Raw genomic sequence first — 26,250 nt, 5'->3', positions numbered from 1 at the left:
CCTGGTTGCTTTTTTTGCAGACGCTTATAATGAAGACTGCAGCTCCATGTGCCTAAAGTCGCGAGATTGAATTTGTCTGGTAAACAATCACCAGAGTCAACGGGTGCTTAAAAACGATTGGTTCGCAACACCACCTGGTAGCCGGGATACTGAATATCTCCATTTTCTTCAGCTGTAATAAACAGGAAAGCTGGTTTAAATGCACTTACCGTGGTTAAGGAAGCCTTTAGCGTACTCGTAAATATTCCACTTGAGGTTTTCAACTGGCCGATGTTTTTTGTTCCGTTGGCATCAGTTTCAATCCATACCACATAAGTGCTTTTAGGTGGCTCAAGTCTTTTGGGGGCAGCCAGGTTTTTGATATCTACCTCAATGCGGTAATTGTTGTTGCCATCTTTTTTGTACTTAACTACGCCTTGTGCAGCAGGCACCGCCGTCGATGTTTGAAAACTGATTTTTTTCGAACAGGAGCTTACTGCGAGCACTGCAATTAAGACCAAACTAACGAACCCGGCACGACTTAAAACAGATGTAAACTTTGCATTTTTCATAAACAATATTTTTCATTTTCTAATTCAGGGCCATATTCAATGCTGCCTGGAGGATTTTTGCTGAAGCAAAAGAGAAAATTGTGCCGGAAAACCCGCCTTCCTTAAAAAGCTATGCAGGCGCATGCCGGGATCTTAGTGTGCAAATAATTACCTAATAAAATGCTGTATCAATTGGTATTCACTCGCCTGCACTGTTCCCTGGCTTCAATTGAAAACTGGCCGCTTCGAGCACTCCTTCGATATTCTGCGCAAGTTGACGCATCCGGTATAATCGTTCGCTTGCATCATCACTCCGTTGTGGTTCAGGGCAATTGAACTCGCCTGGCTGCGAACGCACTTTAAAACCCAGCTTATGTGCCAGCACAAATGCAAAGGGACGCCAGCCCCAGCCTATGCTATCTGGTAGCCTGCTGAAATAAGGGATTAGTTCGCGCGTAAGCAGAAAGGGACCATAAGTGTAGTCGAGTTCTTGTTTAATCACCTCGGTGCAACAAAAGTTGATGGTGGTTTCTGTTTTTTGTTGAAACTCCGGGAAGGTTGAGAATGCCCCCGCAGAGCGGGATGCTAATACAATTCCGGTGTGCGCATCTGGCGAAGCATCCATTAAAAAGCCGGCGAGGGACTCTCTGAAAAATGCTTCCTTGTCCGGTTCTGTATAAAAGATAAATGTCCGTCCGGACTGAGATGCAGCCTTTAGGCTCGTATGTACTTGTCCCCATAATCCCCGTACTTTGGACTCGACGACCGTAAAATTTTCAAAGCCATTTAAGAAGTCAATAAACGCCTGGGGTGATCCACCGTCGCAGATAAATACGGGAATGTTGTGTGCCGCCAGTTGGGTTAATGCGTCTCTTAGCAGTTGTTCTTCTTCGTGATCCCGTGCCCAGGTGATGGTTGCTACGGCAACATCTGTAATTTGCATAGTGTCAAAGTGTTCTTTGCGGCAATAATAAGCGATAATTTTAGTTTTTTGTTCCGCTTCACTTTGTAGTGGCTACTTATAATCATCTATAAACCAGTACGCTGCCAGCCACAACCTGTCCGGTTGGCTTACACGCAATTTTGTTAAACACCTGATAATGGACTTCGAGCAATACATTAGTCAACTGCAGCTTCAGCCACACCCGGAAGGTGGGTATTACCGCGAAACGTACCGTTCTCCTGCAATCATTCCCTGTCCTGCAGGCTTCGATGGCCCGCGAAACTGCTCGACAGCCATTTACTACCTGTTACCGGAGAATCAGTTCTCAGCCTTCCACCGGATTAAAAGTGATGAGTGCTGGCACTTCTACGCAGGTGGCACATTGTTGATCCATATACTTGAAAGGGGAGGAGCATATACCTGTATACGCCTTGGCGCTGATCTTAGCGCTGGCGACGTATTCCAGTATGTAGTACCGGCAAATGCCTGGTTCGCCTCGGAGCCTGCCCCGGGAACCCAATATTCGCTGGTGGGCTGCACGGTGTCGCCCGGGTTTGATTTTCGCGATTTCGAGATGGCGGACCGTTCGATTTTAAATGCATTTTTCCCTGGTAATGCCACGGTAATAGACCGGCTCACCCGGTAAAACAATCCAGGCCAGTTGCAGTGAGCCCCGAATAAGGCACTGATGGCCTTTTTACCTAATCGTACCGTCTGGCCAGTCATTTCAGTCTTCCCAATTGCTGACAACCCAGGAACCAGGTGCGATTTTCTAAATGCTTGTTTTTTGTGTTTAGTCGACAAGCTTAAACAGCCCTTCAATCAGGTCCCGGTATATCAGGGTAGGGGCATTAAGAACAAATGTATCTTCACGAAAACAACCGGTACATGAACTTGAAAAGATTGCTGTTGTCCATATTTTCATCCCTGTTTTTCGTAGGTATCTATGCCCAGGTTAAGCCTTCTACTGCTCGTGTCGGCATTGCCAGGCCCAGGGCTGTTGCTGAGTTTAGGGCCGCATGGATTGCAACCGTAGCAAACATCAACTGGCCATCGCGTCCCGGATTAAGTACTGCCGAGCAACAAAAAGAAGCACTTGTCTTGCTTGACTTCCTCAAGGATCATCATTTTAACGCGGTCATTTTCCAGGTGCGTCCGCAAGCTGATGCACTCTACAATAGCAAGCTCGAACCATGGTCTTATTTTCTAACCGGCAAACAAGGCCAGGCACCTGAACCGCTATACGATCCGCTTGAATTTTGGGTTGAGGCTGCCCACGACCGTGGACTCGAACTGCATGTCTGGCTAAATCCTTATCGCGCGCACCACAAAGATGGTAATGAAATAAGTGAACAGTCGATCGTTAGAACCAACCCTGAACTTGTAGTGAAACTAAAGGAAGGCTACTACTGGATGGATCCTGCACAAAAAGGAACCCAGGAACGTACAACCAACGTTGTTTTAGACATCGTTAAGCGTTATGATATTGATGGGGTGCACTTCGATGATTACTTCTATCCTTATCCGTCATATAATCTTGGCGAAGATTTTCCGGACTCAACCAGTTGGTCGGCATATCAACTTGGTGGCGGTAAATTATCCCGGGGTGACTGGAGACGTGAAAGTGTAAACACCTTGATTAAACGATTGCATAGGGCGATCAAAAAAGAGAAACCCCATGTAAAATTTGGCATCAGTCCATTTGGAATATGGCGACCCGGCAATCCCGGGTCAATCGAGGGGTTTGACCAGTACGAGCAGTTATATGCCGATGCAAAACTTTGGCTGAACAAAGGCTGGATTGACTATTTCGCACCGCAATTGTATTGGCCCATAAACCGCATTCCACAAAGCTTTCCTGTACTACTGGGCTGGTGGCAGAAAGAGAATACCATGGCCAGGCACCTCTGGCCCGGTATAAACGTTGGTGCCGATACCGGTTACCGAACCGTAAACGAAACGGTAAACCAAATCCTGGTATCGCGCGGAATGCTGCCCCAAAGCAAGGGGGTCATCCACTGGAGTTTGTCGGCTGTTATGCGCAACGTAAACTTGTCAGCTGCATTGCTGCAGGGGGTTTACCGGCCGCAGGCGCTTGTGCCCCCGTCGCCGTGGCTCGACAGTAAGGCACCTCAACCCCCGGTCGTAAAGATGATGAGCCAGGGTGACGATTTAACCATCAATTGGGTGCCTGCCGATGTGAACGATGCGTTTGAATACGTAGTCTATTATCAATATGGCGACAAATGGAGCTACCAGGTTTGTACACGTAAAACCAGGTCGATCACAATTAAAACCATTTCCGAAAGTTCAAAGCAACCACTGACCCAGGTTGGCGTATCCGCGGTAGACCGGCTCGGTAACGAAAGCAAGTGGAATGCCTTACCAACAAACCAGTGATTGCCTGGTGAATACCGGGAACTGAAGTAGCTTTTGGAACCGGGGATGGAAGCCGATGAGAGAACTCCGTCGGAAGCCAGCCGCAACCCGGTCTGTTTAAAGCAGCAAGTGCTTAATATTATTCCCCACTTACAACGCACGTGCATCCGAGTCACAACAAACGGGCAATTCCAATTCGGTCTTTTTTTGGTGACCAGCATTGGTACCTTGATTGATCTTTTGTTGTGTCACTCCCTTGTACTTTTTGTAACGCTATTCAGCAATGACCAACATGTAACATCCCGCTTTTACTCATATAATACAGCCGAATGCAAACTGCAGATCGCAATGAGTCGACCCATCGTGTTTATCTTTTAAAATCGAAAGATAGGGGGGAACAAGATTTGTAATAACTGTACGAAAACGATGTTTTTACCCATTGGTGACGATAACAGAGACCGGAAGATTACCCCTTTTATAAACTACCTGCTGATTGCTTTAAACATATTTGTATTTATCTATTGGCAGGGTATCGGTTCAAATGTTCCGTTTACGTTTGCATATGCAGCAGTGCCGGCGGAGATACTAACGGCCTCCGATATTGTTACCCGTCCTGAAATCGTAACGGATGCACTTGGCAACCAGGTTGAACTTCCCGGATTGCAACCTACACCAATTCCCGTTTTTTTTACCCTGGTTTCTTCTATGTTTATGCACGGCGGTATAGCGCACCTTTTTGGTAACATGTTGTTTTTATGGGTATTTGGCGATAATCTCGAAAACGTATTGGGTCATCTTAAGTACCTGATGTTTTACCTGCTTTGCGGGATACTTGCCGGCCTTAGCCATGTGTTTAGTACGGTAATCCTGCCGCAAAGTATGCTTATCCCTTCGCTTGGCGCCTCAGGCGCGATATCAGGGGTAATGGGTGGCTACCTGCTTTTGTTTCCACGAAGAGGTGTGCATGTTTGGATATTCTTATTTGTAATCACCTTACCGGCATTCCTGGTTGTTGGAATTTGGTTTGTCTTTCAATTGCTCAATGGATTGGGTACGTTGGGTGGACAGGAGGGTGGGGGTATCGCCTATGCTGCTCATATAGGCGGCTTTATATTCGGGTTGCTGCTCGTAAAAAGGTTTCTAAATAAAACTCCGGCTTACCGTGGGCAACGCTCACGGAATGTCAGGAGTTGGTAGACAACCTAAAAAGCTTATTTGCAGAATCCTTAAACCCGGCTAAAGATCATCACCAATGTGTTGTAACGGCTTCGGGTTGTTTAAGATGTGTGTCCCCGACCAATGCAGAATCCTTGCAGGTGTAAGGTCAGGAGCAGGGGTGAGGTCTTTACGTTTTACACCGGCACAAGGTAGAATACTAAGCAGGATGATTTGGTAGATTGGAGGACACCGCATCAACAGCAACGGCGCTACCATCCCGAAGTTTGTATTGTTATTGGCAGATTTTACAATATCAATCTCGTTTTGTTCATCACAAGGTGCTCAGGTATAATTCTTCAACCTTCTTCCGCGCCCAGGGTGTTTTTCGTAGAAAGGTTAAACTTGACTTGATACTTGGGTTGTTTGTAAAGCAGTTGATGTTTATAATTCTACCCAAATCTTCCCAACCGAAATGTTCCACGAGGTAGGTGAGAATCATTTCGAGTGTTTTACCATGCAGGGGATCGTTTGACGTCATCATAATGTAACAGTATCAGCACTCACGATTTTTGCGCAGCAGGGTACCAATTTCTCAGTCGCACGTCAATCGAGGCATCCCCGGAATTTACAACCGTCTTAAAGGTATTTACATCTTGTCCGCGGTAATGGTAAGGGTATACCACCTTTGGCTTAAAGGCAAGAACACCGCTTGCTGCCTGGCTCACATCCATCGTATAAGGAAGGTTCATACAAACGAATGCAAAATCAATATCTTTCAAAGACCGCATCTCAGGTATATCTTCAGTGTCGCCCGAAATGTAAACATTTTTGCCACCAATCGATAACACATAGCCATTTCCCCGTCCTTTTGTGTGGAATGCATCTGCTGCTTCCGGGAGGTTATACATGGGCACGGCAGTGATGCCAATGCTTTGCTGCATTGTCTTATCGCCGTTATTTAAAATGATCACCTTTGTTTTTTCCATCGTAGCAGGAAGCTTGTCGGCAACTGCCTGCGGCACTACCAAAACAGCTTTTGAAGTGTTGATGGCTTCAATTGTTTTTGGGTCAAAATGATCCCCGTGAATATCAGTAACCAATATAATATCGGGAGCTGCAAGTCCGGTGAAAGCCGTTGCTCCACCTGTTGGGTCCACGTAGATGTTCTTTTTGTTGTAGCTTAAAACAAGGGTTGCGTGGGTGATTGGCTGAATGGTCATTTCGCCACCTCTAACGTTTTCACGATCCGGGCTAACCAATTGAGCATGTGAAAAGGTAATACCAACAGCCAGGAGCAGCGTAAAGGCAAGTTTGCGTTTCATGTTGAAGCTTTTAAACGGATTTGAAACAACCCTTTACAAACTTCTATAAGCTTTGTTTAGAAAACAAATAAATGTTTATGCGTTCCGGCGACGCTTTTGTCAGCTATCACAGTATCTCTCTGCATTTCAATTATACCTGTCGTTGCGCATCAACGTATGTTCCTGAAAGCCTTCGGGTTGAGATTGTAAGCTTCAGTTTGGGTTAACGGTCCACCATGCTTTCACCTAACGGTCCTATTTTGTTGTGAAACCGCATGGTGGTACGCAGTTTGACAAGGTACGGCATGGATAGATATATACTCTTGCTTACCTTTTTTGGCCTCGCCGCATTTGGCATGGCCTGGATGCCGGCAATAACAAAAAAGACAGGTGTATCGTATGCAATAATTTATATTCTGTTGGGGATAATCTTGTATGTTCTTTTCCCTGGTATTATGCCTGATCCTGATCCTGGAAGCAACCTGGATTTCACCGTGCATCTTACGGAACTGGTGGTCATTATCTCACTCATGGGAACCGGGATTAAAATCGACCGGGGTTTCTCAATTACTAATTGGGCCTCACCGCTTCGACTCGTTTCTGTAGCCATGTTGCTTTGCATCGGAGCAGCGGCATGGCTTGGCTATACCTTGCTCAGATTCGACATAGCGGCTGCATTGCTGCTTGGTGCAGTGCTCGCGCCTACCGATCCCGTTCTTGCTTCGGACGTGCAGGTGGGACCGCCGAATGAACGAAAGAAATCAGAGACCAAATTCGCGCTTACTGCTGAGGCTGGCATGAACGACGGGATGGCTTTTCCATTTACATGGCTCGCTATTCTGCTCGCATTGGGCAGTTCTGCTGAAGGCACCGGGGTCGGATATTGGTTTGGATTTTATCTTTTATACAAATTAATTATTGGTGCAGTAGTGGGCTATTTACTTGGCAAGGCTGCAGGCTACCTCGTTTTTCGCGTTGCTGAAAAGTCTAAGTTTTTAGAAACACGAGACGGGTTTCTCGCCATTTCACTTACACTGGCTGTATATGGTATAACAGAATTGGTTCACGGGTACGGCTTTGTTGCAGTTTTCGTTTGTGCAATCAACCTCAGGCATTTCGAAAAAACACACGATTACCATCATGATCTGCATTCATTTACCGACCAGGCCGAAAGGTTGTTTGTGGCGTTGCTCCTCATTCTTTTTGGTGGATGCCTGGTAAATGGAATTTTAAAACCGCTTACCTGGCAAATGGCGCTGTTTACCGTGTTGTTCCTCCTGGTTGTGCGGCCCGTGGCAGCATATCTCAGTATGTACGGTAAAGATGCGCATCTAAAAGAAAAACTGGCGATCAGTTTTTTCGGCATCAGGGGGATGGGCTCCGTTTTCTACCTTGCATTTGCTTTTAAAAGTGCCGACTTTGATTACAAAGATGAGCTTTGGGCAATCGTTGCATTCACCATATTGTTATCCGTAATCATTCACGGCATAACCGCAACACCAATCATGCAACATCTCAAGGAAAAGCTACCACATGAGGAGATCCCGGAATAGGAGCTGAGGTATTGGGAGTTGAGGTATAGGGTAGAAGATGCTCAGTTGCACGATTTAAAATATAGCTTGCACGGTTGGTTAGAAGCATCGGATTAGCCTTCTTTGTGCTCAGTATCTTTCTTAAACACCTGGTTTAAAAAAGGGGTGATCAGATCAATCGGTACCGGGAAGATGGTGGTAGAATTATTTTCGACCGCTATCTCGCGCAAGGTTTGCAGATACCGGAGGGTTAGTGCACTCGGTTGTTCGCTTAATACTTTTGCCGCATCCGCCAACCGCTGCGAAGCCTGGAACTCACCTTCTGCAGATATCACTTTACTGCGGCGTTCGCGTTCTGCTTCAGCCTGGCGTGCCATTGCCCTTTGCATTTCCTGTGGCAGGTCTATTTGTTTCACCTCAACGGTAGAAACTTTTATGCCCCAGGGTTCCGTTTGGTTATCGATGATTTGTTGCAGACGCTGGTTGATTTTCTCTCTTTGACCGAGCAGGTCGTCAAGTTCAGATTGTCCCAAAACGCTTCTTAGGGTCGTCTGCGAAATCTGGGATGTTGCCATCAAAAAGTTTTCAACTTCTACAATGGCTTTTTCTGGTTGAATTACCCTGAAGTAAATAACGGCGTTTACTTTTATGGAAACGTTATCCTGGGTGATAACATCCTGTGGTGGAACATCCATAACCACGGTGCGCAAACTCACCTTTACCATTTTTTCAATAAATGGAACTAACAAGATGAGACCAGGACCGCGCACACCCACCATCCTTCCCAATCTGAATACCACCCCGCGCTCGTATTCATTTAAAATTTTTATACAACTGCCAAGCAGGTAAATAATAAAAACGACAACAATGATGAGTGTGATGGGTAAATTATCCATAGTTATTACATTTCGTGACTACCTGTTGAAAGCTCAGCTTTATCACCAATCTGTTCTACAGTCAAGGTCAGGTTATCAATTCCTTTAACAATTATGCGTTGTCCCTTTTGGAGGTTTCCTGTTAGCGCATTTGCTTTCCAGATTTCTCCATGCACCCTAACTGTTCCCGATGGCACAAGATCCCGCAACACCTCACCCGTTTCACCAATGATCCCTTCCATTCCCGTAATTGGTTTTGCTTTCTGTCCCTTAACAACCATGTAAACGAGGAACAGGAAAAACAGGGCAGTTAATACGGTTGCAGATATGATTACGCCTACCGATATCCTGATGAATTCAAGCGCAGAGTCGGTCTTAATTAACATCATCGACCCGAGCGCGAGCGAAATTACACCCCCAATACCGAGTATGCCATGACTTACAATTTTTACTTCCAAAACAAACAACAAAATAGCAAAAATGATCAGCGCAAGCCCGGCATAATTTAATGGTAAGGTGTGTATCGAATAAAACGCCAGGATCAGGCAAATGCCTCCGATGACCCCGGGGGCAACGGCTCCAGGACTATATAGTTCGAATAAGAGTCCATAAAATCCAAGCATCATCAGGATGTACGCTACATTCGGATCACTTATCATGTCGAGTAAACGCTCAACGAAGCTCATCTCCAGCACCTCTGTTGTAGCCTTACCGGTTTGAAGGGTTTTTGTACCCGAGGGCAGGCTAATTGATTTTCCATTGATGCTGTCTAGCAGGGCTTCTTCAGATGGAGCAACCAGGTCCACTACCCGTTTGGAAACTGCTTCGGCTTCTGTGATGGATACACTATTACGGACCGCTTCCTCCGCCCAGTCGAGATTTCGGTTTCTTTTCTCCGCAATACTCCTGATAAAAGCCGCTGCATCATTTGTTGTTTTGTTTGCCATTGTAGAGTCCATTCCACCCTGCATATTAACCGGGTGTGCTGCGCCGATGTTTGTACCCGGAGCCATTGCTGCAATATGCGCCGCCATGGTAATAAAAACACCTGCTGAACCTGCATGGGCACCGGACGGAGAGACGTAAACAATAACGGGAATAGGTGAGCCCAGTATGTCACTCACAATCACCCGGGTCGATTTTAATAAGCCACCCGGGGTATTGAGGTGAATGATAAGACATTCTGCTTTTTCAGCAGCAGCTTTATCAATACCGTTTTTGATAAACGAGGCAGAAGCCGGATTGATAGAACCATCAACCTTGATGGATATGACCTTTTGTGCATTGGCAAACAGGAAAGCCAGGCATAAAACAATAAGTAGGTGAAGGCGCTTCATAATACAGGTTGATTAGTTCAGCAGCTTAAGCACAACGTAATTTAGTCGATTTTGCGCCTTTATTACATCGTTTTACGGATTTTGAAAACGCCCCGGTGTTAATTCCGCGCGTGTGCACCAACGTTCCTTTTACATTAAATGAAAAAGACCGGAACAAATCCGGTCTTTTTCATTTGAGCCTTATTATCAATCGTTATAGGTTACTTCCCTTTTACCAGTTTTACCTGTCTTCTTGTAGATCCCTGCATTATTTCAGCTACATAGATTCCAGATTGGTAGTCTGAACCCAGCCTAAGCACCTGTTCGAAAGGAACATTCTGCCGCTGTTCCATTATCCGGCCTTGTGCATCCATTACACGTATGCTAATTTTCTCAGCAGAGGACCCAGAAAGTCTGAGGTTGAAAGCGCCATTCGAAGGGTTTTGAAGAACATCAACCATGAATTGGTTTCCTGCAACAACTTGTTTTGCGTCAACATTCACAGCCATTGTCCGCTTGTCGTTCTTTGGTCCTCCACCTCCCTGGCCTTCAGGGTATCCATGATTGTTCAACGGGCAACCAAGGTTATTCAACATTTCGAGGTAACTCGCAAGTGCATTAGGTGAATTAAAGTTGCCGCCGCTGTATGTTTTTCCAGCCACGTTAATAGCCGGTAATGTAGCAGATCCGGTATTAAACATAGAACGTACAGCTGTAATAATCTCGGCAGTAGTATAGGGGTAAAAACCCTGGCCTGCATTCAGCAAAGCCGCAATTCCTTGTTTTGCAACCTGGTTGTAGCCTCCGCCATTTAAGTCAAGGCCGGCGTCTAGGGTAGTGCCACCCAGTGTAATCACATTGCGACCATTTGTGATGCCAAATTCTGTTGAAATGATGTCTGTACGTGCATAACCTGCATCAGTCCAGGCCTTAGTTGCTGCGTTCTTCCAATAACCATGACTACAGCCGTAATTGTCGCGGTCGGTTGGACAATCAGCAGGGCCCACCTCGATAATTACGGGAAGAGGGGTTGGACCGAGATCTTGGCCATTCGGCAAGATAATGTTCTGGTTGTACCAATCGTTCCATTTTCCGAGCGGATTAATGGGTTGGCCATGGTATAGATATGGTTCCATAATCAGGATCTGTGTATAGTCTTCACCATTGGAAACGTTTCCGCCATGATTATTCGGCTCGTCGATATTCCAGTTTCGATAATTATTACAGTTTGGCTGACCATTGGACCAGGCAAAGTTGCCTTCATTGTTGACGTCGGTAAACCCAATCCATGCATTTCTTATATCGTTCCAACCGGCGCCAGGTGCTTTTGCCTGCCCACCATATTTGGAAGCATTATAAGCAAGCATTAAGTTGGTAATGCACTCGTTTTCGGCAGCATTGGCAATTGCCGCAGCATACACATGATTGTCGGGGACAGCAGTTTTACTTTGGAAATCTGCAACTCTACCGCTGATCTGATTACCGAAGAAATAGCCCTGGGTGATATAGTAATTATGGCCGGAGCAAGATCCCAAAAAGTCGTATCCAACCACCGGCCCCTGTGCCACGGCGGCGTTTAAAAAACAGAGCATAATGAAGATTGCGAGAAGCTTACATTTCCCTGAAAAGTTCAGTACAAAGGTTTTCATAATTCTTACGTTTAAGGTTTAAGGAAAAGAATGAAAAATGTTTACGACGGTATAAAAGTTTGTACGGCGCGTGTTTTAGAACATGCATACGCGCAGGAATCTTACCGGGTCCACCCGGATAGTTCACCCGCCTGAAAGCAGGAGCTTTAAATGTTTCGGTTTTTTGCACAGGTTCCCCCTGTAAGTAATCTGGCAATTCTTAGCACTGCAGTGTACCCGGTAATTGCGATTACAATACCAGCCAATTCTCAATTACCAGGTATAAATTGTTTATGAACAACTGTTCACAGAATGTTGGATTGGACTATTGTGCCAAAGGGCGAAGAAAAGATTGGTGAAATCCAGAATATTGGTTTACGGGTTTTGAGATTTTCAGGATTACCCAGGGAACCTGATTGAAACTATTTTACAAAGAATTAAAAACAATGCACATAATTCTTGCCGTTTAATTTGTGTCGCCGCCGTAAAGTAAATATGTTTTCACAATTTATGCAAGTTTCCACATAACTTTTTCCGGGTATCTATAGTGTGTTTTTTTACACCGGATTCCAGGTGTTTTCAAGTCGGCGTCTACCACAGCATCGCAGTATAAGCTGCTTAATCCAGAAGGTTTATCAATCCTTTGAAGGATACTTATTGTTGTGTTTATTGCGGCCAACCTGGTGGGAGAAGAGCGAGCATCCGGCGGCCCACTGGTCCCATAGGTCCAACTGGTTGTAAACAGGACCCGTGCCTGGGTAGTCATCCCGATGAAGTAAAGATCAATTTAGTATCTGGTTCCATTTAGCAATTTCTCTTCTTTTCAAAAATAATTGCTGCTTCGCTTCATAGACCTTGTTCTTGATTGTTTTTCTATAGCATAGAATGTATCGTTGATAAACCCATTTGGTATTACAATTCTTGTACAATGACTATAATAAACGTGTAATTGAATTGACGGTAAACATTCAGAATTAGATTTCGCACATCTTTTAGAACCAGAATTCAGGTGTACTGATCGTTGCTGGTGAATCAGTAATTCCGTTTGCGCTGTTAACCGTTTTCATACTGATAAGTTGGTCGTAATTCTTTTAATTAAATAATTAATTGGGGTATGGATTATTGTAAATAAGCACCCTAAAATGCTTAATAATTAATTGCGTTTCGGGTGATGATTAATTCAATAAATTGTTTAGACCAGGACAACAGGTTAACCTCGCACATTAAGAAGTTTATATCCTTACTATTCCATTCTAACTGCGGTTTACCTACGCGTTTTCTTGCATCAACCCCTTTAGTTCTGCCCGGATATCAGCCTTACCACTTGTGTAGTCTTGCATTACCTACTATGCTCTGTTATATGTTTGAACAGATGGGTCATGCTAAGTTTTACATTATCACGATGTTTCACTCCGAGAGCGGGGTTTAAGACGAAACTGACCTTCCATGAGTAGCACATCAACGGCGGGAGAGGATAGATGGTATCACGCTTTAACTTAGTTGTGCCAGAAGTACGCTTAGCGTGAAATTAGTTCTTGTTGGTAGCTGAGGTCCTCTCTTGTCGCTTTAGCAGTTTCTTTCATTTAACACCGTTACTTTTGAAGTTAATTCGATTATATGCCGCACGAAGCCATATCGGTATTCGACATGTTTAAAATAGGGGTGGGGCCTTCCAGTTCTCACACCCTCGGTCCGTGGCGAGCTTCCCTGCGTTTGCTCGAAAGCATACGTGCCAAAGCAAGCCTGGATGATGTGCGGGCCGTTACCGTAATGTTATATGGTTCTCTTGCAAAAACAGGTATTGGACACGGCACTGATATCGCAGTAATTCTTGGCTTATGTGGCGATGACCCCGAAACTGTTGATGTAAGTTCGATAACCACTCGAATTCAGGAGATATCAACCGGCAAAACCTTAATGCTTGGCGGGGCAAATAGAATCAATTTCGAACCGCAAGTGAACGTTGTTTTTCTTTTCTCCGAAGCACTCGCTTTTCATCCAAACGGGATGACTTTCCTGGTTCAAATGAACAATGGTCATCAATGGAGTGAAACCTATTATTCCATCGGGGGAGGTTTTGTCGTAAAAGAAGGAGAGGACGAATCAGCGGGTACACCTGTTGATTTACCCTTCCCGATAGATACCGCAGATGACCTGCTCCACTGGTGTATAAAAACAGGTTTGCCCATTTACGAAGTAGTGCTTGAAAATGAAACGGCCTGGCGAGCCGAGCAGGCGACCCGCACTGGCCTGCGCAGGATCTGGCAAACAATGAAGGAGTGTATGTATCGGGGTTGCCATACAAAAGGTACCCTACCGGGCGGCCTGTTTGTAAAACGTCGTGCTTATGATCTTAACAAAAAATTGCTTGGCCAGGCCGTTTACCACGACTACACCACATGGATAGAGGCAATCAAAAAAGGCGGGATGGATTTTCGTTACATCCTCGATTGGGTAAGTTGTTTTGCGCTTGCTGTAAATGAAGAAAACGCTGCATTCGGTCGGGTGGTTACTGCGCCGACCAATGGGGCCGCAGGCGTTATTCCTGCCGTGTTGCAATACTTTATCTGCTTTGCGGGGGGCGAAGACGAAGAAAAGATTTTCCGCTTTTTACTAACAGCTTCTGAGATTGGCAGCATCTTCAAAAAGGGTGCAACTATCTCGGCAGCCATGGGTGGTTGCCAGGCTGAGATTGGCGTATCATCGGCAATGGCAGCTGCTGGACTTACGGAGGCCCTCGGCGGCAGCCAGCGCCAGGCGATGATGGCTGCAGAAATTGCAATGGAACATCATTTGGGCATGACCTGCGACCCTATTGGCGGATTGGTGCAAATACCCTGTATTGAAAGAAATACGATGGGTGCAATCAAGGCTATAACCGCTTCTCAGCTTGCGTTACAAAGTATGCCCGACTATGCTAAAGTTTCGCTGGATAAGGTAATTGCAACGATGTGGAACACCGCGCTTGATATGAACAGTAAATACAAGGAAACGTCTGATGGTGGCCTTGCAGTTCAGCTGCCAATAAGCCTTAGCGAATGTTGATATGGTAGGGGGGCACGTGGCTTAAGTTGAATAAAGAACCAATCGTACAAGAGTGCGACGCAACCGGGGATGCCCGTAGGTTCAAAAGCAGGGTCCCAAAAAAATGGGTCCTTATATCGTGCATTTTTGCCGGAACCAATTATGCTCGCTTACGGGGAGAAAGTGTAGATGTGGTGCAACTGCTATGGGAGGACATTGTTGTTGCTCTGCTAAATTCAACCATAAACGGGCACAAACAAAACAGCCTGCTAAATGCAGGCTGCCTATCCGATAAAATTTGTTACAGAGATTAGAAACGCTCGAGGTTGCTAAAAAAGAAGTTGCCTTCGATTGCCGCATTTTCGTCGCTGTCACTTCCGTGAACCGCGTTTTCGCCTACTGATGCTGCAAAGTTTTTTCTAATGGTGCCTTCCTCGGCCTGGGCGGGGTTGGTTGCGCCGATCAATTTTCTGAAATCAGCAACCGCGTTTTCCTTTTCCAGGATTGCCGCAACTATAGGACCGCTGCTCATGAAAGTCACCAATTCGCCGTAAAATGGTCTTTCTTTATGTACAGCATAAAATTCGCCTGCTTTTTCGTTGGTCAGCGAGGTCCATTTCATTGCTTTTATGGAGAAACCCGCTTTGATGATCTGGTCGAGAATCGCTCCGGTATGACCTTTTGAGGTTGCATCGGGCTTGATCATCGTAAATGTTCTGTTGCTCATATCTTTAAAATTTGCGACGCAAAAGTAGTAGATATAACTCCTAAACCTAAAATTTTATGAGCACGTTTGCGCTCCCTGCAAAAATGTTTTTGACGTTGTAGCACAAATAAATGATTTTTGCGCCCTTTCTATGCAAGCATTACAGGCCTTTTACGATCAGCTCACTATTCCCAGGAAGGTTGTTATCACTACTCACCAAAAGCCGGATGGGGATGCCATGGGTTCTTCCCTGGGTTTGTATCACTTTTTGATACAACTTGGGCACACGGTCACGGTGATCTCTCCTACAAACTGGGCGGGGTTTCTAAAATGGATGCCCGGCTGTAAAGGGGTGATAGATTTTGATTATGATCGTGAAAAAGCGCTTGGGGCGCTAAACGAAGCAGAACTGCTTTTCTGCCTCGACTTTAACGTACTGCATCGAACCAAAAATATGGAGCCCTACCTGGCTGCGCTTGAATGTACCCGCATTCTGATCGACCACCACGAACAACCCCAGCAAGGCGTATTCCATTACGGGATCAGCGATACCTCGAAAAGTTCTACTGCCGAGATGGTTTACGACTTCATCGTGGACAGTGGATATGCCGACCTGATTGATGTACCCATTGCTGAATGTTTGTATACGGGAGTGATGACCGATACGGGTTCATTTCGTTTTCCTGCTGCTTCGGCCAGTGTGCACAAGATGGTGGCCGTTCTTAAATCAACTGGCTTCAGACATACCCAGGTGCACGAAAATATTTATGACAACTTTCTTGAAAACAGGGTTCGTTTTACGGGTTTCGTTCTGTTAAACCGGATGGAAGTATTTTATGAATACAACACTGCTTTAATGGCCATATCGAAACAGGATCTGCTCCGGTTTCACATCAAAACAGGAGACACCGAAGGTCTTGTAAATTACCTCCTTACTATCCAGGGTATGAAGCTGGCAGCTTTAGTGATAGACAGGGATGAAGAAAGAAAATGGAGCTTCAGGAGCAAGGGGAATTTCGACGCTAACACCTTTGCCAGAACCCACTTTGAGGGTGGAGGTCATTACAATGCCGCTGGGGGTCGCAGCAGTGAATCGCTGGATCAAACTGTTCGAAAATTTAAACAGGTTATTAAAGAATACGCAATACAATTACAGTAAATTATGAAACGATTATTTAGCATTATTGGGTTGGCTGCACTTGTTGCTTCGTGCAATCCGAAATATGACAAAACACCTTCGGGTCTTGCCTATAAGATCATCAAAGGAAACGGGAAAGAAAAAATTCAACCCGGCCAAATTCTAAAAATTAATGCTGCCGTAAAAATTGCCAGCAACGACTCAGTCTTGTTTTCAACCTACGGTCGTTTGCCGGAGTACCTTCCTTTTGACACCGCTGCAAAGAACACACACGATTTTACCGAAGTGTTGAAATATTGCTCTGTTGGTGACAGCCTTATTACCATTGCGCAGGTAGATACCCTGGTTAAAAGAGGTGGGGTGCAATACAACGATTTTTTAAAACGTCGCGACCAGATTGTAACCAGCATACGTATCCTGCAGGTAATGGCATCTGATGAGGCTAAAACGAAAGACCAGCAAGCTGAACTTGAGAAAGAGAAGAGCAGGGAGATTGCAGATGTACAGGCCTACATTACCAAAAACAAAATAAAAGCGCAAAAACTTCCTAGCGGGGTTTTCGTTGAAGTTACCAATCCGGGTAATGCCAACAAAGCCTTAACCGGTAAGCAGGTTTCTGTGATGTACAAAGGATCGTTAATGACTACGGGAAAGGTTTTCGATAGCAACCTGGATACAGCTTTTCACCATACTGAACCCCTTTCACTTGTTATGGGATCGGGCCAGGTTATTCCGGCATGGGAAGAAGCACTTCCTTACTTTGGCGAAGGTGGCAGCGGACGTATACTTGTTCCTGCTCTTATGGCTTATGGTCCAGGTGGCAAAGGGCCCATACCTCCATATTCCAACCTCGTTTTCGACGTAACAGTTAAAAGCGTAACCGACGCGCCAAAGCAGCAACCACAACAACAGATGGATCCCCGTATGTTACAGCAATTGCAGGAGCAAATGCAGCAACAGCAACAACAGCAGGGTCAGCAACCGCCACAAGGGCAGGGGCAACCGCAACAACCTCCACGTTAATTGTTATCTTTTACGAATAAGAAAAAGCCACCGCAAGACGGTGGTTTTTTTATGCTTCAGAATGGTGATTTCTTGGTCGGCGGTATATGTTAATTGCCGGTCATTGTTGCCCGCCCGCTGCGCAGTCGGACGCGTATCACTCACTTGTACCTTGAGTGCTTCGGGCGGCTGTTATCCGGCAAATTAAACGATACTGCAGAACAACGAACTCAGCACCCATATAAATACAAAAGGCTGCCGTTTAAGGCAACCTTTTGTAATATTGGTATGTACCCCAGATCAGGATTTCCATTGTTTATAGGTGTTTATCAAACCGTTCGTCGACGTATCATGATTGGTCACCGGTTCGGCGCTTTGTAGTTCCGGCAGAATTTTGTTGGCCAACTGTTTGCCAAGCTCAACACCCCATTGGTCGAAGCTGAATATGTTCCATATGATACCCTGTACAAAAATTTTGTGTTCGTACATGGCAATCAGGCTGCCCAGGGTTTTAGGCGTGATCAGTTTTACAAGAAAAGAGTTGGTTGGTTTATTTCCTTCAAACACCTTGAATCGCAGTAGTTTCTTTACCTCTTCTTTTGATTTGCCGGAGCTTTCTAATTCGCTCTTTGCCTCTTCTTCCGTTTTGCCATTCATCAACGCTTCGGTTTGCGCAAAAAAGTTACTGAGTAGCTTGGCATGGTGATCGCCAATCGGGTTATGGCTTCTTGCCGGTGCAATAAAGTCGCAGGGGATCACCAGGGTTCCCTGGTGAATAAGCTGGTAGAAGGCATGTTGGCCATTTGTTCCGGGTTCTCCCCAGATTACCGGACCCGTTTCATAGTTAACTTCGTAACCGTTTCTATCTACACTCTTACCATTACTCTCCATATTTCCTTGCTGGAAATAGGCCGCAAAACGACTCATGTATTGGTCATACGGCAATATCGCTTCGCTTTGTGCGCCAAAGAAGTTGGTGTACCATATGCCCAGTACGGCCATTACCACGGGAATGTTTGTAGCAAACTTCTCAGATGCAAAATGCTCGTCAACCTGGTGGGCACCTTTCAGCAGTTCTTCAAAGTTGTCGTAACCAATGGTAAGCGCTATGGATAGACCTATTGCACTCCAAAGCGAATACCTTCCACCAACCCAGTCCCAAAAAACAAACATGTTTTCGGGAGCGATACCAAATTTAACCACCTCTGCCTGGTTGGTGCTCAGCGCAGCAAAATGTTTGGCAATGTGCGCTTCATCATGTGCATGGTGTAGGAACCAACTGCGTGCGGTATGCGCATTTGTCATGGTTTCCTGCGTCGTAAATGTTTTACTGGCGATCAGGAAAAGCGTTTCTTCGGGGTTTACTTTTTTTAGGGTTTCAGCGATGTGGGTGCCATCGATGTTGCTTACAAAATAAGTCTGGATGTTAGGTTGCCAATAAGGTTTAAGTGCTTCAGTAACCATCACCGGGCCCAGGTCACTCCCGCCAATACCGATGTTTACGATGTAACGAATAGGTTTGCCGGTGTAACCCTTCCAATTGCCACTGTGCACTTTTTCACAAATCGTACGCATCTGCTGTTGCACCTGCCGTATAGCAGGCATAACATCTTCGCCGTTTGCGAAATAAGGTTTATTGGAAAAGTTTCTTAACGCAACATGCAATACCGATCTGTCTTCTGTTTCGTTTATCTTCTCGCCATTAAACATTGCATCAATAGCGTCTTTAACCTTGCAATCTTCTGCCAATTGCAATAGCAGCTGCAAGGTTTTGTTATTGATGATGTTTTTGGAATAATCAAATAAGATGTCATCGAAACACAGTGAGAACTTTTTAAAACGGTCATCATCTCCCGCGAATAGTTTTCTTAGATGGTTACGCTGCATTTCTTCGTCGTAATGCCTGCGAAGTAATAGCCACGCCTGGGTAATGGTCGGATTGATCTTTGGGAGCATAATTGCTTGTTATTAGCTTTTTTTTTTGCCGGATATTCGATTCGCACTTTACAGATTTTTGATCACCTGTATGGTTCTTTGTACCATTTCAAAAGTAATATCTAAATGTAAAACCATCCGAACTTGTTTTTTTGAAATGGCTATCGTTACAATTTCCTGTTCCCTGAATTTATCCACAAGCTCCTGGGCAGTAAACCTGCCTTTGACTTCAAATATGAGGATATTGGTTTCTACGGGCAGGATCTCGCCGGTGAAATCTTTTTGTGCAAGTGCCGCAGCAAGCATCGCGGCATGTTTATGATCCTCTGCCAGGCGATCCACATTGTTTTCCAGGGCATAGATCCCTGCTGCAGCCAGGAAGCCTGCCTGGCGCATTCCACCACCAAATACTTTGCGTAAGCGCCGAGCTTTTTTTACCAGTTCATTGGTTCCGATGAGCACGCTGCCAACCGGTGTACCCAGGCCTTTGCTGAGGCATACGGAAATACTATCGAACACTTCGCCGTAATGACGGGGCGATTGATTACCGGCAACAATTGCGTTGTATAACCTTGCCCCATCAAGATGAAGCGCCAGTTTATGCGCAAGACAAACTTCTTTTATCCTTCTGAATTCTTCGAAGTCGTAACAACTTCCTCCGCCGCGATTTGCGGTATTTTCAAGGCTTACAAGGCTGGTTACAGGCTTATGAATGTCGTCGGGATTAATACTTTCTAAAACCTGCTCTGCAGTTATCCGGCCCCGATCGCCCTCTATCGGCCGAACGGAACTTAGCGAATTGAACGCAACCCCACCACCTTCATAAATATAAATGTGGGATAATTTATCACAGATGACCTCGTCCCCGGGTTGGGTATGGCATTTAATGGCAATCTGGTTGGTCATTGTTCCGCTGGGGCAGAAGATGGCAGCTTCCATTCCAAATAGGTCAGCTGACAATATTTCCAGCCTGTTTACGGTGGGGTCTTCACCATATACATCGTCTCCTACTTCGGCCCGGCACATTGCTTCAAGCATCCCGGGTGTAGGTTTGGTGAAAGTGTCGGAGCGAAAATCAATCATAATGGGCACGAATTTACGTGAATAGCACTTACATCCGGAGGCATAATTCCCCGATTTTTCGGGCTTAAAAATTGGGCTTGAAAGTGTTTTAACGTAAATGGTTATTTGATTACGCGATCCATTCCCGCATGTATGAGTCCCCCGTGTTAGTACGGTCGTATTATTACCAGATCAGGTGTACTTGCGCCGGAATATACGTGTGCGTTCATGAACAATAAGGAGCTGGACGGAATAATACTAAAATATTCGGTTAATTATACCCTAAAACACGTAGATATATGGGTTTTCCCTTTTAAAAACCGATGTTCCAACGTAGTTTTGCACGCATTTTGTTCCTTTTTTATAATAATGGCTCACAGTTTTGCAACATACCCGATAGGAAATGTGTCTTATTAGCGGTTTCTATTCATTAATACATATACATTATGAGGCAGCTTAAAATTGCCACTCAGATCACAAACAGAGACTCGCAGGCGGTTGAAAAATACCTGCAGGAAATCTCCAAAATTCCTATGATTACCCCTGAAGAAGAAACTATTCTTGCTCAGAAAATCAAAATGGGGGATCAGCGGGCTCTGGAAAGGTTAACAACAGCTAACCTTCGTTTTGTGGTTTCAGTAGCAAAGCAATATCAACACCAGGGATTATCTTTAAGCGATTTGATCAACGAGGGGAATCTAGGGCTTATCAAAGCAGCCCAGCGTTTTGATGAAACTAAAGGTTTCAAATTTATTTCTTATGCAGTTTGGTGGATCCGCCAATCGATCCTGCAGGCATTAGCTGAGCAAGGTCGCCTGGTAAGACTTCCACAAAACAAGATTGGAACTTACAACAAGGCGAACAAAGCCTATATGGCTTTCGAACAGGAGCATGAAAGGGAACCCAGTACAGAGGAGTTATCCGAGATACTGGAAATGAGTGAAACGGAGATAAACAACATCTTTCAAAGCAACACCCGTCATACATCATTGGATGCGCCGGTGCACGAAGCGGAAGATGTGGCGATGGGTGACCTTTTACAAGGTGGCGACGATACAGATGATGATGTAATGAAGGACAGTTTGAGAGAGGAGATACGTCGTGTATTAAAATCTTTGTCTCCCCGTGAGGCAGAGATCGTTAATGCTTACTTCGGATTGGATGGAGAAAACGGTGTAACAATCGAGCAAATTGGCCAGAAGTACGACCTGACAAAAGAGCGTATCCGGCAGATCAAAGAGCGTGCAATCAAACGCCTTCAGAAAGCGCGGTATAGTAACGCCCTAAAGGCTTACCTGGGATAGTATAATTGACTTGAAATAAAAAACCCTTCATCCAAAGATGAGGGGTTTTTTTATTTGTATTGATTATTTACTTATTCTGATTGAACAAGGCGCATTAATTCGTCAAGTTTGGGTGACAGGATGATTTCTGTACGCCTGTTTTTAGCCCTGCCATCAGCTGTTGAGTTTACGTCGACCGGCTCGTATTTGCTTCGTCCCGCAGCCTTAACCCTGATCGGATCAACCTTATAGCTGTTGGTAAGTATCCGTACGATAGCGGTAGAACGGGCCGTGCTCAGGTCCCAGTTGTCGGAGTACCGGCCTTTCATAGGAATTGAGTCGGTATGACCTTCAATTTCAATATTGATATCGGGATTGACATTCAATACTTCAGCAAGTTTCGACAGTGCCTGGGTGCCTTTTTGATTAACTACTGCGCTTCCTGAAGGAAACAAGAGGTTTTCCTGCAGGCTTACATAAACTTTCCCGTTTTTAGTAGCTACCGTCAGTTCATTGGAATTGAAACTCACCAGCGCATCTGAGATTTTTTTCCGGAGTTCCTCACGGTTTTTCTTCTGCTGATCCATTAGTTCCTGCAATTGCTCAAGGCGCTGTTGTTGATCCGCAATCTGCTTTTGGCTTAAGGTAAGTTTACTCGAAGCGTCCTGTAGCTTATTGGATGCATCCCGGTTAGCCGCGTCAAGTCGTTGATTGATCGAGTCTACCTGGCGCTGGAGCCCGTTCCGGGTTCTTTCAAGGTTCCTGATGTTTGTTTCCAAACCAAGCACGTCTTGCTCGTATTTGTTGATTCGGGTAGCCTTATTGGCACTATCACTCCTTAAATCGCTGATGGTATCCTGCGCCTGGAGGAATTTCTTTTTAGCAACACAGGAGGTAAGAGAGAACAGAAACAACAATGCAACTGTTAAGGTTGTTTTGGTCATGGTAATATTTTTCCGATGATGCGTAATTATCGTGCCATAACGACTGATTATGAAAACAGGCTGTTGATTTGCAATACCCCTGAGCATAAATACAAACTTAAGAACCATTAATTTTGCCGGCATGAAGCCATACATTGTCATTGTACTTGCGGTGTTTTTTTTGGCTTGCGAAAAAGGCATCACGATCCAACCTGAGAACCAGCCGGCGAAACTGGTAGTGGAAGCCCAGATTGAAAACGGACAGCCTCCCATAGTTCAACTTAGCAATTCGCTGAACTTTTTTAGCCTTATTACAAGAGCAATGCTGCAGGGTTCATTTGTACATGACGCGGCTGTAACCGTGTCGAATGGCACCTTGTCGCAACCATTGATAGAATATAAAGTGCCGATTGACAGCGGGTATTTTGTTTATTATTATGGCTTGCCTGCCGGAGCGCCCTTATTATTAGGAGAGGAGGGCAAGACTTACAAGTTAGATATTCGTGTTGGCGGGGCGGTGTACACTTCCAGCACAACCATACCGGTGCTGGCAAAAACGATTGACAGCCTTTGGTGGAAGCCAGCCCCAAGGGTAGAAGATACACCAAGGGTTACTCTTATGGTTAAGGTTACGGATCCACCCGGTTATGGCAATTACATCAGGTACTTTACCAGGGTGAACCGCGATCCGTTTTTTCCGGGTGCCAGTTCTGTATTTGACGACCAGATAGTTGATGGTACCACGTACGAGATACAGGTAGACAGGGGTATCAACAGGAACGATACCCTGGATGAAAAGGAATATGGGTTTTTCAGGAGGGGGGACACCGCAACCGTTAAGTTTGCCAATATTGATAAAGTGAGTTTTGAGTTTTGGCGTGGCCTTGAATACAGCTATCAAAGTGTTGGAAACCCGTTTTCAACCCCAACAAGGGTAGTAGGAAACATTAGCAACGGCGCACTGGGCGCATTTTGCGGATATGCCGTTCAATATAAAACCGTGATCATTCCTAAATAAAAGATCCTAGTTTGGCCGCTACCTGCAAGCTTTATAAAACAGCAGCATATTGCCACGATTGGTGCTATAGCAAAGCCCGCATGTAAAGCAAAGCAACACAAGGGATATATAAAATATAAAATACAAGCATGGAGAATAATACAGCAGAAAAAGTCCATTGTCTGATTATAGGTTCGGGACCGGCAGGTTATACGGCCGCCATTTACGCAGCACGCGCTAATATGAAGCCGGTGTTATACCAGGGTATTCAACCTGGCGGACAACTTACCATTACAACTGAGGTGGAGAATTATCCCGGTTACCCCGAAGGAATACAGGGTCCGGAGATGATGATCAATTTCGAAAAGCAGGCTGCCCGGATGGGAACAGATATTCGGTACGGTCTTGCCACCAAGGTAGATTTCATGGAGCATCCTTACAAAGTATGGGTGGATGACGACAAGTTAATTGAAGCTGACGCCGTTATCGTTAGTACCGGCGCCTCAGCAAAATGGCTTGGCCTCCCGAGTGAGCAGCGGCTGAATGGTTATGGGGTTAGTGCATGTGCGGTTTGTGATGGCTTCTTCTTCAAAGGCAAAGATGTGGCCATTGTAGGTGCGGGTGACACGGCTGCTGAAGAGGCACTTTATCTTTCAAAATTGTGTTCAAAGGTACATATGCTGGTGCGCAAAGACCAGATGCGCGCATCGAAGGTGATGCAGGATCGGGTATTTAAAGCACCCAACATTGAGGTGCATTGGAACTCTGAAACAGATGAGGTGTTGGGCGAGAAGAAAGTGGAAGCGATCCGGATTATTGATACCAAAACCAAAGCCTTGCGTGAGATACCGGTGAGTGCGTTTTTTGTTGCAATTGGACACCAGCCCAATACAGATATCTTTAAAGGCTGGCTCGATATGGACGACGAAGGCTATCTCAAAACAATACCCGGTACCAGTAAAACCAATGTAGAAGGTGTATTTGCAGCTGGCGACGTACAAGACAAAATTTACCGGCAGGCAATTACTGCTGCTGGTACAGGTTGTATGGCTGCACTTGATGCCGAACGCTACCTGGCGATCAAAGGGTTCATCTAAGCATTATCATTGTAAATCATTTAACAGGCTCAACTATTTACAGGCGGTCATCTTAGGGATGATCGCCTTATTTTTGACCTATATGATCACCGTTCATTTAAAAAAACTTGCTTTTTACAGCTACCATGGGGTACACGAAGAGGAAGGTATTGCAGGAGGGAATTTTGAAGTGAATGCCCTGGTGAGGTACAAGCCCAGGCAGGGAATTATCAGGCAGCTTGAGGAAACGATCAACTATGTTTCCCTTTATGAAATCATCAAAGACCGGATGAACCGGCCTTCGCCTCTTTTAGAAACAATAGCCATGGAAATTGCGGATGTTTTTTTGGAACAATTTTCGTTAATCAGGGAAGTTGAAATATCGATCACAAAATTGCAGCCTCCAATTGCTTCGTTTGTCGGAACTGTTGGCATTACTTACCAGAAAAAAAGAAACGACTAAAATGAGATTTTCCGTATTAATCTATCTGTTGCTTTTGGCTCCAATGTGTTTTGCACAGGACGTAAATGTGCTATTGAAAGAAGGTGAAAATTTTGAAAGGTCACTGAAAGTCGCTGAGGCACTTGAAAAATACAAGCAGGCTGTAGGTGCTGACGCTAACAACATCAATGCACTCATCAAGGCGGCGGAATTATCTGCTTCGATTGGGGCGCGGCAAGCAGATAAAAAAGCAAAGAAACCTTTTGTAGACGCTGCAAGGCAATATGTTGATAAGGCGCTCGCGATTGACCCTAATAATGCCGATGCAAACTATGTGATGTCGATGGTGGCCGCAAGACTTACTGAAACGGAAACCGAGAACAAAAAGATCATTGAAAATGTAAAAAACATCCAGGTGTATGCTGCAAAAGCTGTTGCACTAAACCCCAATCATGCAAGGGCGAACTTTTCGTTGGGCAAGTGGCATTTCGAAATGGTACAGCTATCATGGGTTAAACGTGTTGCGGTAAAAACATTTTTCGGCGGTATGCCGGATGCAACTATCGAAGATGCAATCAAGTACATGGAAAAAGCCCGGAGCGTTGATCAGTACTTTGTAGTCAATTACCTGGAGTTGGCAAAGGCTTATAAACACGACAACAAACCGGCAAAGGCAATCGAGGTGCTTAATAAACTCGTTCGGTTACCCAATCGTACCCCTGATGATGCCGGGTACAAAGCAGCTGGCAAAAAGCTGCTGGAGGAAATGCAATAGCTATCGTCCTCTTTTCGCTGTGCATTACGCTCTCTCCTGGCAGGGTTGATGAGGGTTGTATTGCTAACCGGTAAAAAATTAGCAGACGAAACTTTGCTTTAGCCAATCCTTCACCATCAGCAAACCAATCTACAATAAGGTTCCTCTGTTTGCATTTGCCCGCACGACTAGTGTTCCGATTTTTCTTTTATTCGCGCCACTACAAATAGCCCGGTTCAAATTCGG

Annotated in this window: 23 protein-coding genes; 12 read left to right on the top strand and 11 right to left on the bottom strand. The window is 45.2% G+C overall.

Going from position 1 to position 26,250, the window contains the following annotated elements; genetic code table 11:
* Positions 1-107: 107 nt before the first annotated feature.
* Positions 108-551, bottom strand: coding sequence for a hypothetical protein (locus EXU57_RS03790; protein ID WP_207955374.1), 444 nt, complete (start codon positions 549-551; stop codon positions 108-110).
* Between the two features lie 178 nt (positions 552-729).
* Complete coding sequence (locus tag EXU57_RS03785; protein ID WP_133266815.1) at positions 730-1,473, bottom strand: hypothetical protein; 744 nt, start codon at positions 1,471-1,473, stop codon at positions 730-732.
* A gap of 157 nt (positions 1,474-1,630) precedes the next feature.
* Between EXU57_RS03785 and EXU57_RS03780 the strand changes: the two genes are divergently transcribed.
* The 3 genes from EXU57_RS03780 to EXU57_RS03770 all read left to right on the top strand — a co-directional run bounded on the left by EXU57_RS03780 (position 1,631) and on the right by EXU57_RS03770 (position 5,049).
* Complete coding sequence (locus tag EXU57_RS03780) at positions 1,631-2,119, top strand: cupin domain-containing protein (RefSeq protein WP_133266814.1); 489 nt, start codon at positions 1,631-1,633, stop codon at positions 2,117-2,119.
* Positions 2,120-2,361: 242 nt separating this feature from the next.
* The gene (locus EXU57_RS03775; RefSeq protein WP_133266813.1) at positions 2,362-3,873 is read left to right on the top strand and encodes a glycoside hydrolase family 10 protein; all 1,512 of its coding nucleotides are present in this window, start codon (positions 2,362-2,364) and stop codon (positions 3,871-3,873) included.
* Between the two features lie 405 nt (positions 3,874-4,278).
* On the top strand, positions 4,279-5,049 hold the full coding sequence (locus EXU57_RS03770; protein ID WP_133266812.1) for a rhomboid family intramembrane serine protease: 771 nt from the start codon (positions 4,279-4,281) through the stop codon (positions 5,047-5,049).
* A 292-nt stretch (positions 5,050-5,341) separates the two neighbouring features.
* Here the strand turns inward: EXU57_RS03770 and EXU57_RS03765 are convergent, their stop codons facing one another.
* Together EXU57_RS03765 and EXU57_RS03760 are read right to left on the bottom strand one after the other, a co-directional pair.
* Entirely contained in the window at positions 5,342-5,551 is a 210-nt protein-coding gene (locus tag EXU57_RS03765) for a VF530 family DNA-binding protein (protein ID WP_243745490.1), read from the bottom strand.
* Positions 5,552-5,570: 19 nt separating this feature from the next.
* Positions 5,571-6,332 (bottom strand): MBL fold metallo-hydrolase, encoded by a 762-nt coding sequence (locus EXU57_RS03760; protein WP_133266811.1) that lies wholly within the window; start codon positions 6,330-6,332, stop codon positions 5,571-5,573.
* 284 nt (positions 6,333-6,616) lie between these two features.
* Here EXU57_RS03760 and EXU57_RS03755 point away from each other — a divergent pair, with 284 nt between their 5' ends.
* A complete protein-coding gene (locus EXU57_RS03755) occupies positions 6,617-7,864 on the top strand; it encodes a cation:proton antiporter (RefSeq protein ID WP_165958018.1) in 1,248 nt (415 codons plus the stop codon).
* Positions 7,865-7,956: 92 nt separating this feature from the next.
* Here the strand turns inward: EXU57_RS03755 and EXU57_RS03750 are convergent, their stop codons facing one another.
* The 3 genes from EXU57_RS03750 to EXU57_RS03740 form a co-directional block, all read right to left on the bottom strand.
* The gene (locus EXU57_RS03750) at positions 7,957-8,739 is read right to left on the bottom strand and encodes a slipin family protein (RefSeq protein ID WP_133266809.1); all 783 of its coding nucleotides are present in this window, start codon (positions 8,737-8,739) and stop codon (positions 7,957-7,959) included.
* 5 nt (positions 8,740-8,744) lie between these two features.
* On the bottom strand, positions 8,745-10,055 hold the full coding sequence (locus EXU57_RS03745) for an NfeD family protein (protein WP_133266808.1): 1,311 nt from the start codon (positions 10,053-10,055) through the stop codon (positions 8,745-8,747).
* A 200-nt stretch (positions 10,056-10,255) separates the two neighbouring features.
* The gene (locus EXU57_RS03740; protein ID WP_133266807.1) at positions 10,256-11,683 is read right to left on the bottom strand and encodes a T9SS type A sorting domain-containing protein; all 1,428 of its coding nucleotides are present in this window, start codon (positions 11,681-11,683) and stop codon (positions 10,256-10,258) included.
* A gap of 1,596 nt (positions 11,684-13,279) precedes the next feature.
* On the opposite strand from EXU57_RS03740, the gene EXU57_RS03735 reads away from it, so the two are divergent.
* Positions 13,280-14,707, top strand: a complete 1,428-nt coding sequence (locus EXU57_RS03735; RefSeq protein WP_133266806.1) for an L-serine ammonia-lyase — start codon at positions 13,280-13,282, stop codon at positions 14,705-14,707.
* A gap of 289 nt (positions 14,708-14,996) precedes the next feature.
* On the opposite strand, the gene EXU57_RS03730 is transcribed toward EXU57_RS03735, so the two are convergent.
* On the bottom strand, positions 14,997-15,413 hold the full coding sequence (locus tag EXU57_RS03730; protein ID WP_133266805.1) for a nucleoside-diphosphate kinase: 417 nt from the start codon (positions 15,411-15,413) through the stop codon (positions 14,997-14,999).
* Between the two features lie 130 nt (positions 15,414-15,543).
* Here EXU57_RS03730 and EXU57_RS03725 point away from each other — a divergent pair, with 130 nt between their 5' ends.
* Both EXU57_RS03725 and EXU57_RS03720 read left to right on the top strand, forming a co-directional pair.
* On the top strand, positions 15,544-16,551 hold the full coding sequence (locus EXU57_RS03725) for a DHH family phosphoesterase (RefSeq protein ID WP_133266804.1): 1,008 nt from the start codon (positions 15,544-15,546) through the stop codon (positions 16,549-16,551).
* A gap of 3 nt (positions 16,552-16,554) precedes the next feature.
* Complete coding sequence (locus EXU57_RS03720; RefSeq protein WP_133266803.1) at positions 16,555-17,553, top strand: FKBP-type peptidyl-prolyl cis-trans isomerase; 999 nt, start codon at positions 16,555-16,557, stop codon at positions 17,551-17,553.
* A 279-nt stretch (positions 17,554-17,832) separates the two neighbouring features.
* Here the strand turns inward: EXU57_RS03720 and pgi are convergent, their stop codons facing one another.
* Positions 17,833-19,488 (bottom strand): glucose-6-phosphate isomerase, encoded by a 1,656-nt coding sequence (gene pgi / locus EXU57_RS03715; RefSeq protein WP_133266802.1) that lies wholly within the window; start codon positions 19,486-19,488, stop codon positions 17,833-17,835.
* A gap of 48 nt (positions 19,489-19,536) precedes the next feature.
* Complete coding sequence (gene ltaE, locus EXU57_RS03710) at positions 19,537-20,550, bottom strand: low-specificity L-threonine aldolase (protein WP_133266801.1); 1,014 nt, start codon at positions 20,548-20,550, stop codon at positions 19,537-19,539.
* 425 nt (positions 20,551-20,975) lie between these two features.
* Here ltaE and EXU57_RS03705 point away from each other — a divergent pair, with 425 nt between their 5' ends.
* Complete coding sequence (locus tag EXU57_RS03705) at positions 20,976-21,833, top strand: RNA polymerase sigma factor RpoD/SigA (protein ID WP_133266800.1); 858 nt, start codon at positions 20,976-20,978, stop codon at positions 21,831-21,833.
* Positions 21,834-21,904: 71 nt separating this feature from the next.
* Here EXU57_RS03705 and EXU57_RS03700 read toward each other — a convergent pair whose 3' ends face one another.
* Complete coding sequence (locus EXU57_RS03700) at positions 21,905-22,756, bottom strand: flagellar motor protein MotB (RefSeq protein WP_133266799.1); 852 nt, start codon at positions 22,754-22,756, stop codon at positions 21,905-21,907.
* Positions 22,757-22,877: 121 nt separating this feature from the next.
* On the opposite strand from EXU57_RS03700, the gene EXU57_RS03695 reads away from it, so the two are divergent.
* The 4 genes from EXU57_RS03695 to EXU57_RS03680 all read left to right on the top strand — a co-directional run bounded on the left by EXU57_RS03695 (position 22,878) and on the right by EXU57_RS03680 (position 26,025).
* Positions 22,878-23,753, top strand: coding sequence for a DUF4249 domain-containing protein (locus EXU57_RS03695; RefSeq protein WP_133266798.1), 876 nt, complete (start codon positions 22,878-22,880; stop codon positions 23,751-23,753).
* A gap of 128 nt (positions 23,754-23,881) precedes the next feature.
* On the top strand, positions 23,882-24,829 hold the full coding sequence (gene trxB, locus EXU57_RS03690; RefSeq protein ID WP_133266797.1) for a thioredoxin-disulfide reductase: 948 nt from the start codon (positions 23,882-23,884) through the stop codon (positions 24,827-24,829).
* Between the two features lie 58 nt (positions 24,830-24,887).
* Complete coding sequence (folB, locus tag EXU57_RS03685) at positions 24,888-25,271, top strand: dihydroneopterin aldolase (RefSeq protein WP_165958017.1); 384 nt, start codon at positions 24,888-24,890, stop codon at positions 25,269-25,271.
* A gap of 1 nt (position 25,272) precedes the next feature.
* The gene (locus EXU57_RS03680; protein WP_133266795.1) at positions 25,273-26,025 is read left to right on the top strand and encodes a tetratricopeptide repeat protein; all 753 of its coding nucleotides are present in this window, start codon (positions 25,273-25,275) and stop codon (positions 26,023-26,025) included.
* The last annotated feature ends 225 nt before the right edge of the window (positions 26,026-26,250 follow it).

It is taken from the genome of Segetibacter sp. 3557_3, from assembly GCF_004354985.1.
Taxonomy (GTDB): domain Bacteria; phylum Bacteroidota; class Bacteroidia; order Chitinophagales; family Chitinophagaceae; genus Segetibacter.
The sequence above is the reverse complement of the archived record's forward strand: the minus strand, read 5'-3'. Positions and strand labels throughout refer to the sequence as shown.

Coding starts and splice junctions, on each gene's coding strand:
- EXU57_RS03740 (WP_133266807.1), bottom strand. CDS start 11,683: ATGAAAACCTTTGTACTGAACTTTTCAGGGAAATGTAAGCTTCTCGCA.
- EXU57_RS03755 (WP_165958018.1), top strand. CDS start 6,617: ATGGATAGATATATACTCTTGCTTACCTTTTTTGGCCTCGCCGCATTT.
- folB (WP_165958017.1), top strand. CDS start 24,888: ATGATCGCCTTATTTTTGACCTATATGATCACCGTTCATTTAAAAAAA.
- ltaE (WP_133266801.1), bottom strand. CDS start 20,550: ATGATTGATTTTCGCTCCGACACTTTCACCAAACCTACACCCGGGATG.
- EXU57_RS03730 (WP_133266805.1), bottom strand. CDS start 15,413: ATGAGCAACAGAACATTTACGATGATCAAGCCCGATGCAACCTCAAAA.
- EXU57_RS03720 (WP_133266803.1), top strand. CDS start 16,555: ATGAAACGATTATTTAGCATTATTGGGTTGGCTGCACTTGTTGCTTCG.
- EXU57_RS03770 (WP_133266812.1), top strand. CDS start 4,279: ATGTTTTTACCCATTGGTGACGATAACAGAGACCGGAAGATTACCCCT.
- EXU57_RS03750 (WP_133266809.1), bottom strand. CDS start 8,739: ATGGATAATTTACCCATCACACTCATCATTGTTGTCGTTTTTATTATT.
- EXU57_RS03785 (WP_133266815.1), bottom strand. CDS start 1,473: ATGCAAATTACAGATGTTGCCGTAGCAACCATCACCTGGGCACGGGAT.
- EXU57_RS03745 (WP_133266808.1), bottom strand. CDS start 10,055: ATGAAGCGCCTTCACCTACTTATTGTTTTATGCCTGGCTTTCCTGTTT.
- EXU57_RS03765 (WP_243745490.1), bottom strand. CDS start 5,551: ATGATGACGTCAAACGATCCCCTGCATGGTAAAACACTCGAAATGATT.
- EXU57_RS03725 (WP_133266804.1), top strand. CDS start 15,544: ATGCAAGCATTACAGGCCTTTTACGATCAGCTCACTATTCCCAGGAAG.
- EXU57_RS03780 (WP_133266814.1), top strand. CDS start 1,631: ATGGACTTCGAGCAATACATTAGTCAACTGCAGCTTCAGCCACACCCG.
- EXU57_RS03790 (WP_207955374.1), bottom strand. CDS start 551: ATGAAAAATGCAAAGTTTACATCTGTTTTAAGTCGTGCCGGGTTCGTT.
- EXU57_RS03695 (WP_133266798.1), top strand. CDS start 22,878: ATGAAGCCATACATTGTCATTGTACTTGCGGTGTTTTTTTTGGCTTGC.
- pgi (WP_133266802.1), bottom strand. CDS start 19,488: ATGCTCCCAAAGATCAATCCGACCATTACCCAGGCGTGGCTATTACTT.
- EXU57_RS03700 (WP_133266799.1), bottom strand. CDS start 22,756: ATGACCAAAACAACCTTAACAGTTGCATTGTTGTTTCTGTTCTCTCTT.
- EXU57_RS03775 (WP_133266813.1), top strand. CDS start 2,362: ATGAACTTGAAAAGATTGCTGTTGTCCATATTTTCATCCCTGTTTTTC.
- EXU57_RS03735 (WP_133266806.1), top strand. CDS start 13,280: ATGCCGCACGAAGCCATATCGGTATTCGACATGTTTAAAATAGGGGTG.
- EXU57_RS03760 (WP_133266811.1), bottom strand. CDS start 6,332: ATGAAACGCAAACTTGCCTTTACGCTGCTCCTGGCTGTTGGTATTACC.
- trxB (WP_133266797.1), top strand. CDS start 23,882: ATGGAGAATAATACAGCAGAAAAAGTCCATTGTCTGATTATAGGTTCG.
- EXU57_RS03680 (WP_133266795.1), top strand. CDS start 25,273: ATGAGATTTTCCGTATTAATCTATCTGTTGCTTTTGGCTCCAATGTGT.
- EXU57_RS03705 (WP_133266800.1), top strand. CDS start 20,976: ATGAGGCAGCTTAAAATTGCCACTCAGATCACAAACAGAGACTCGCAG.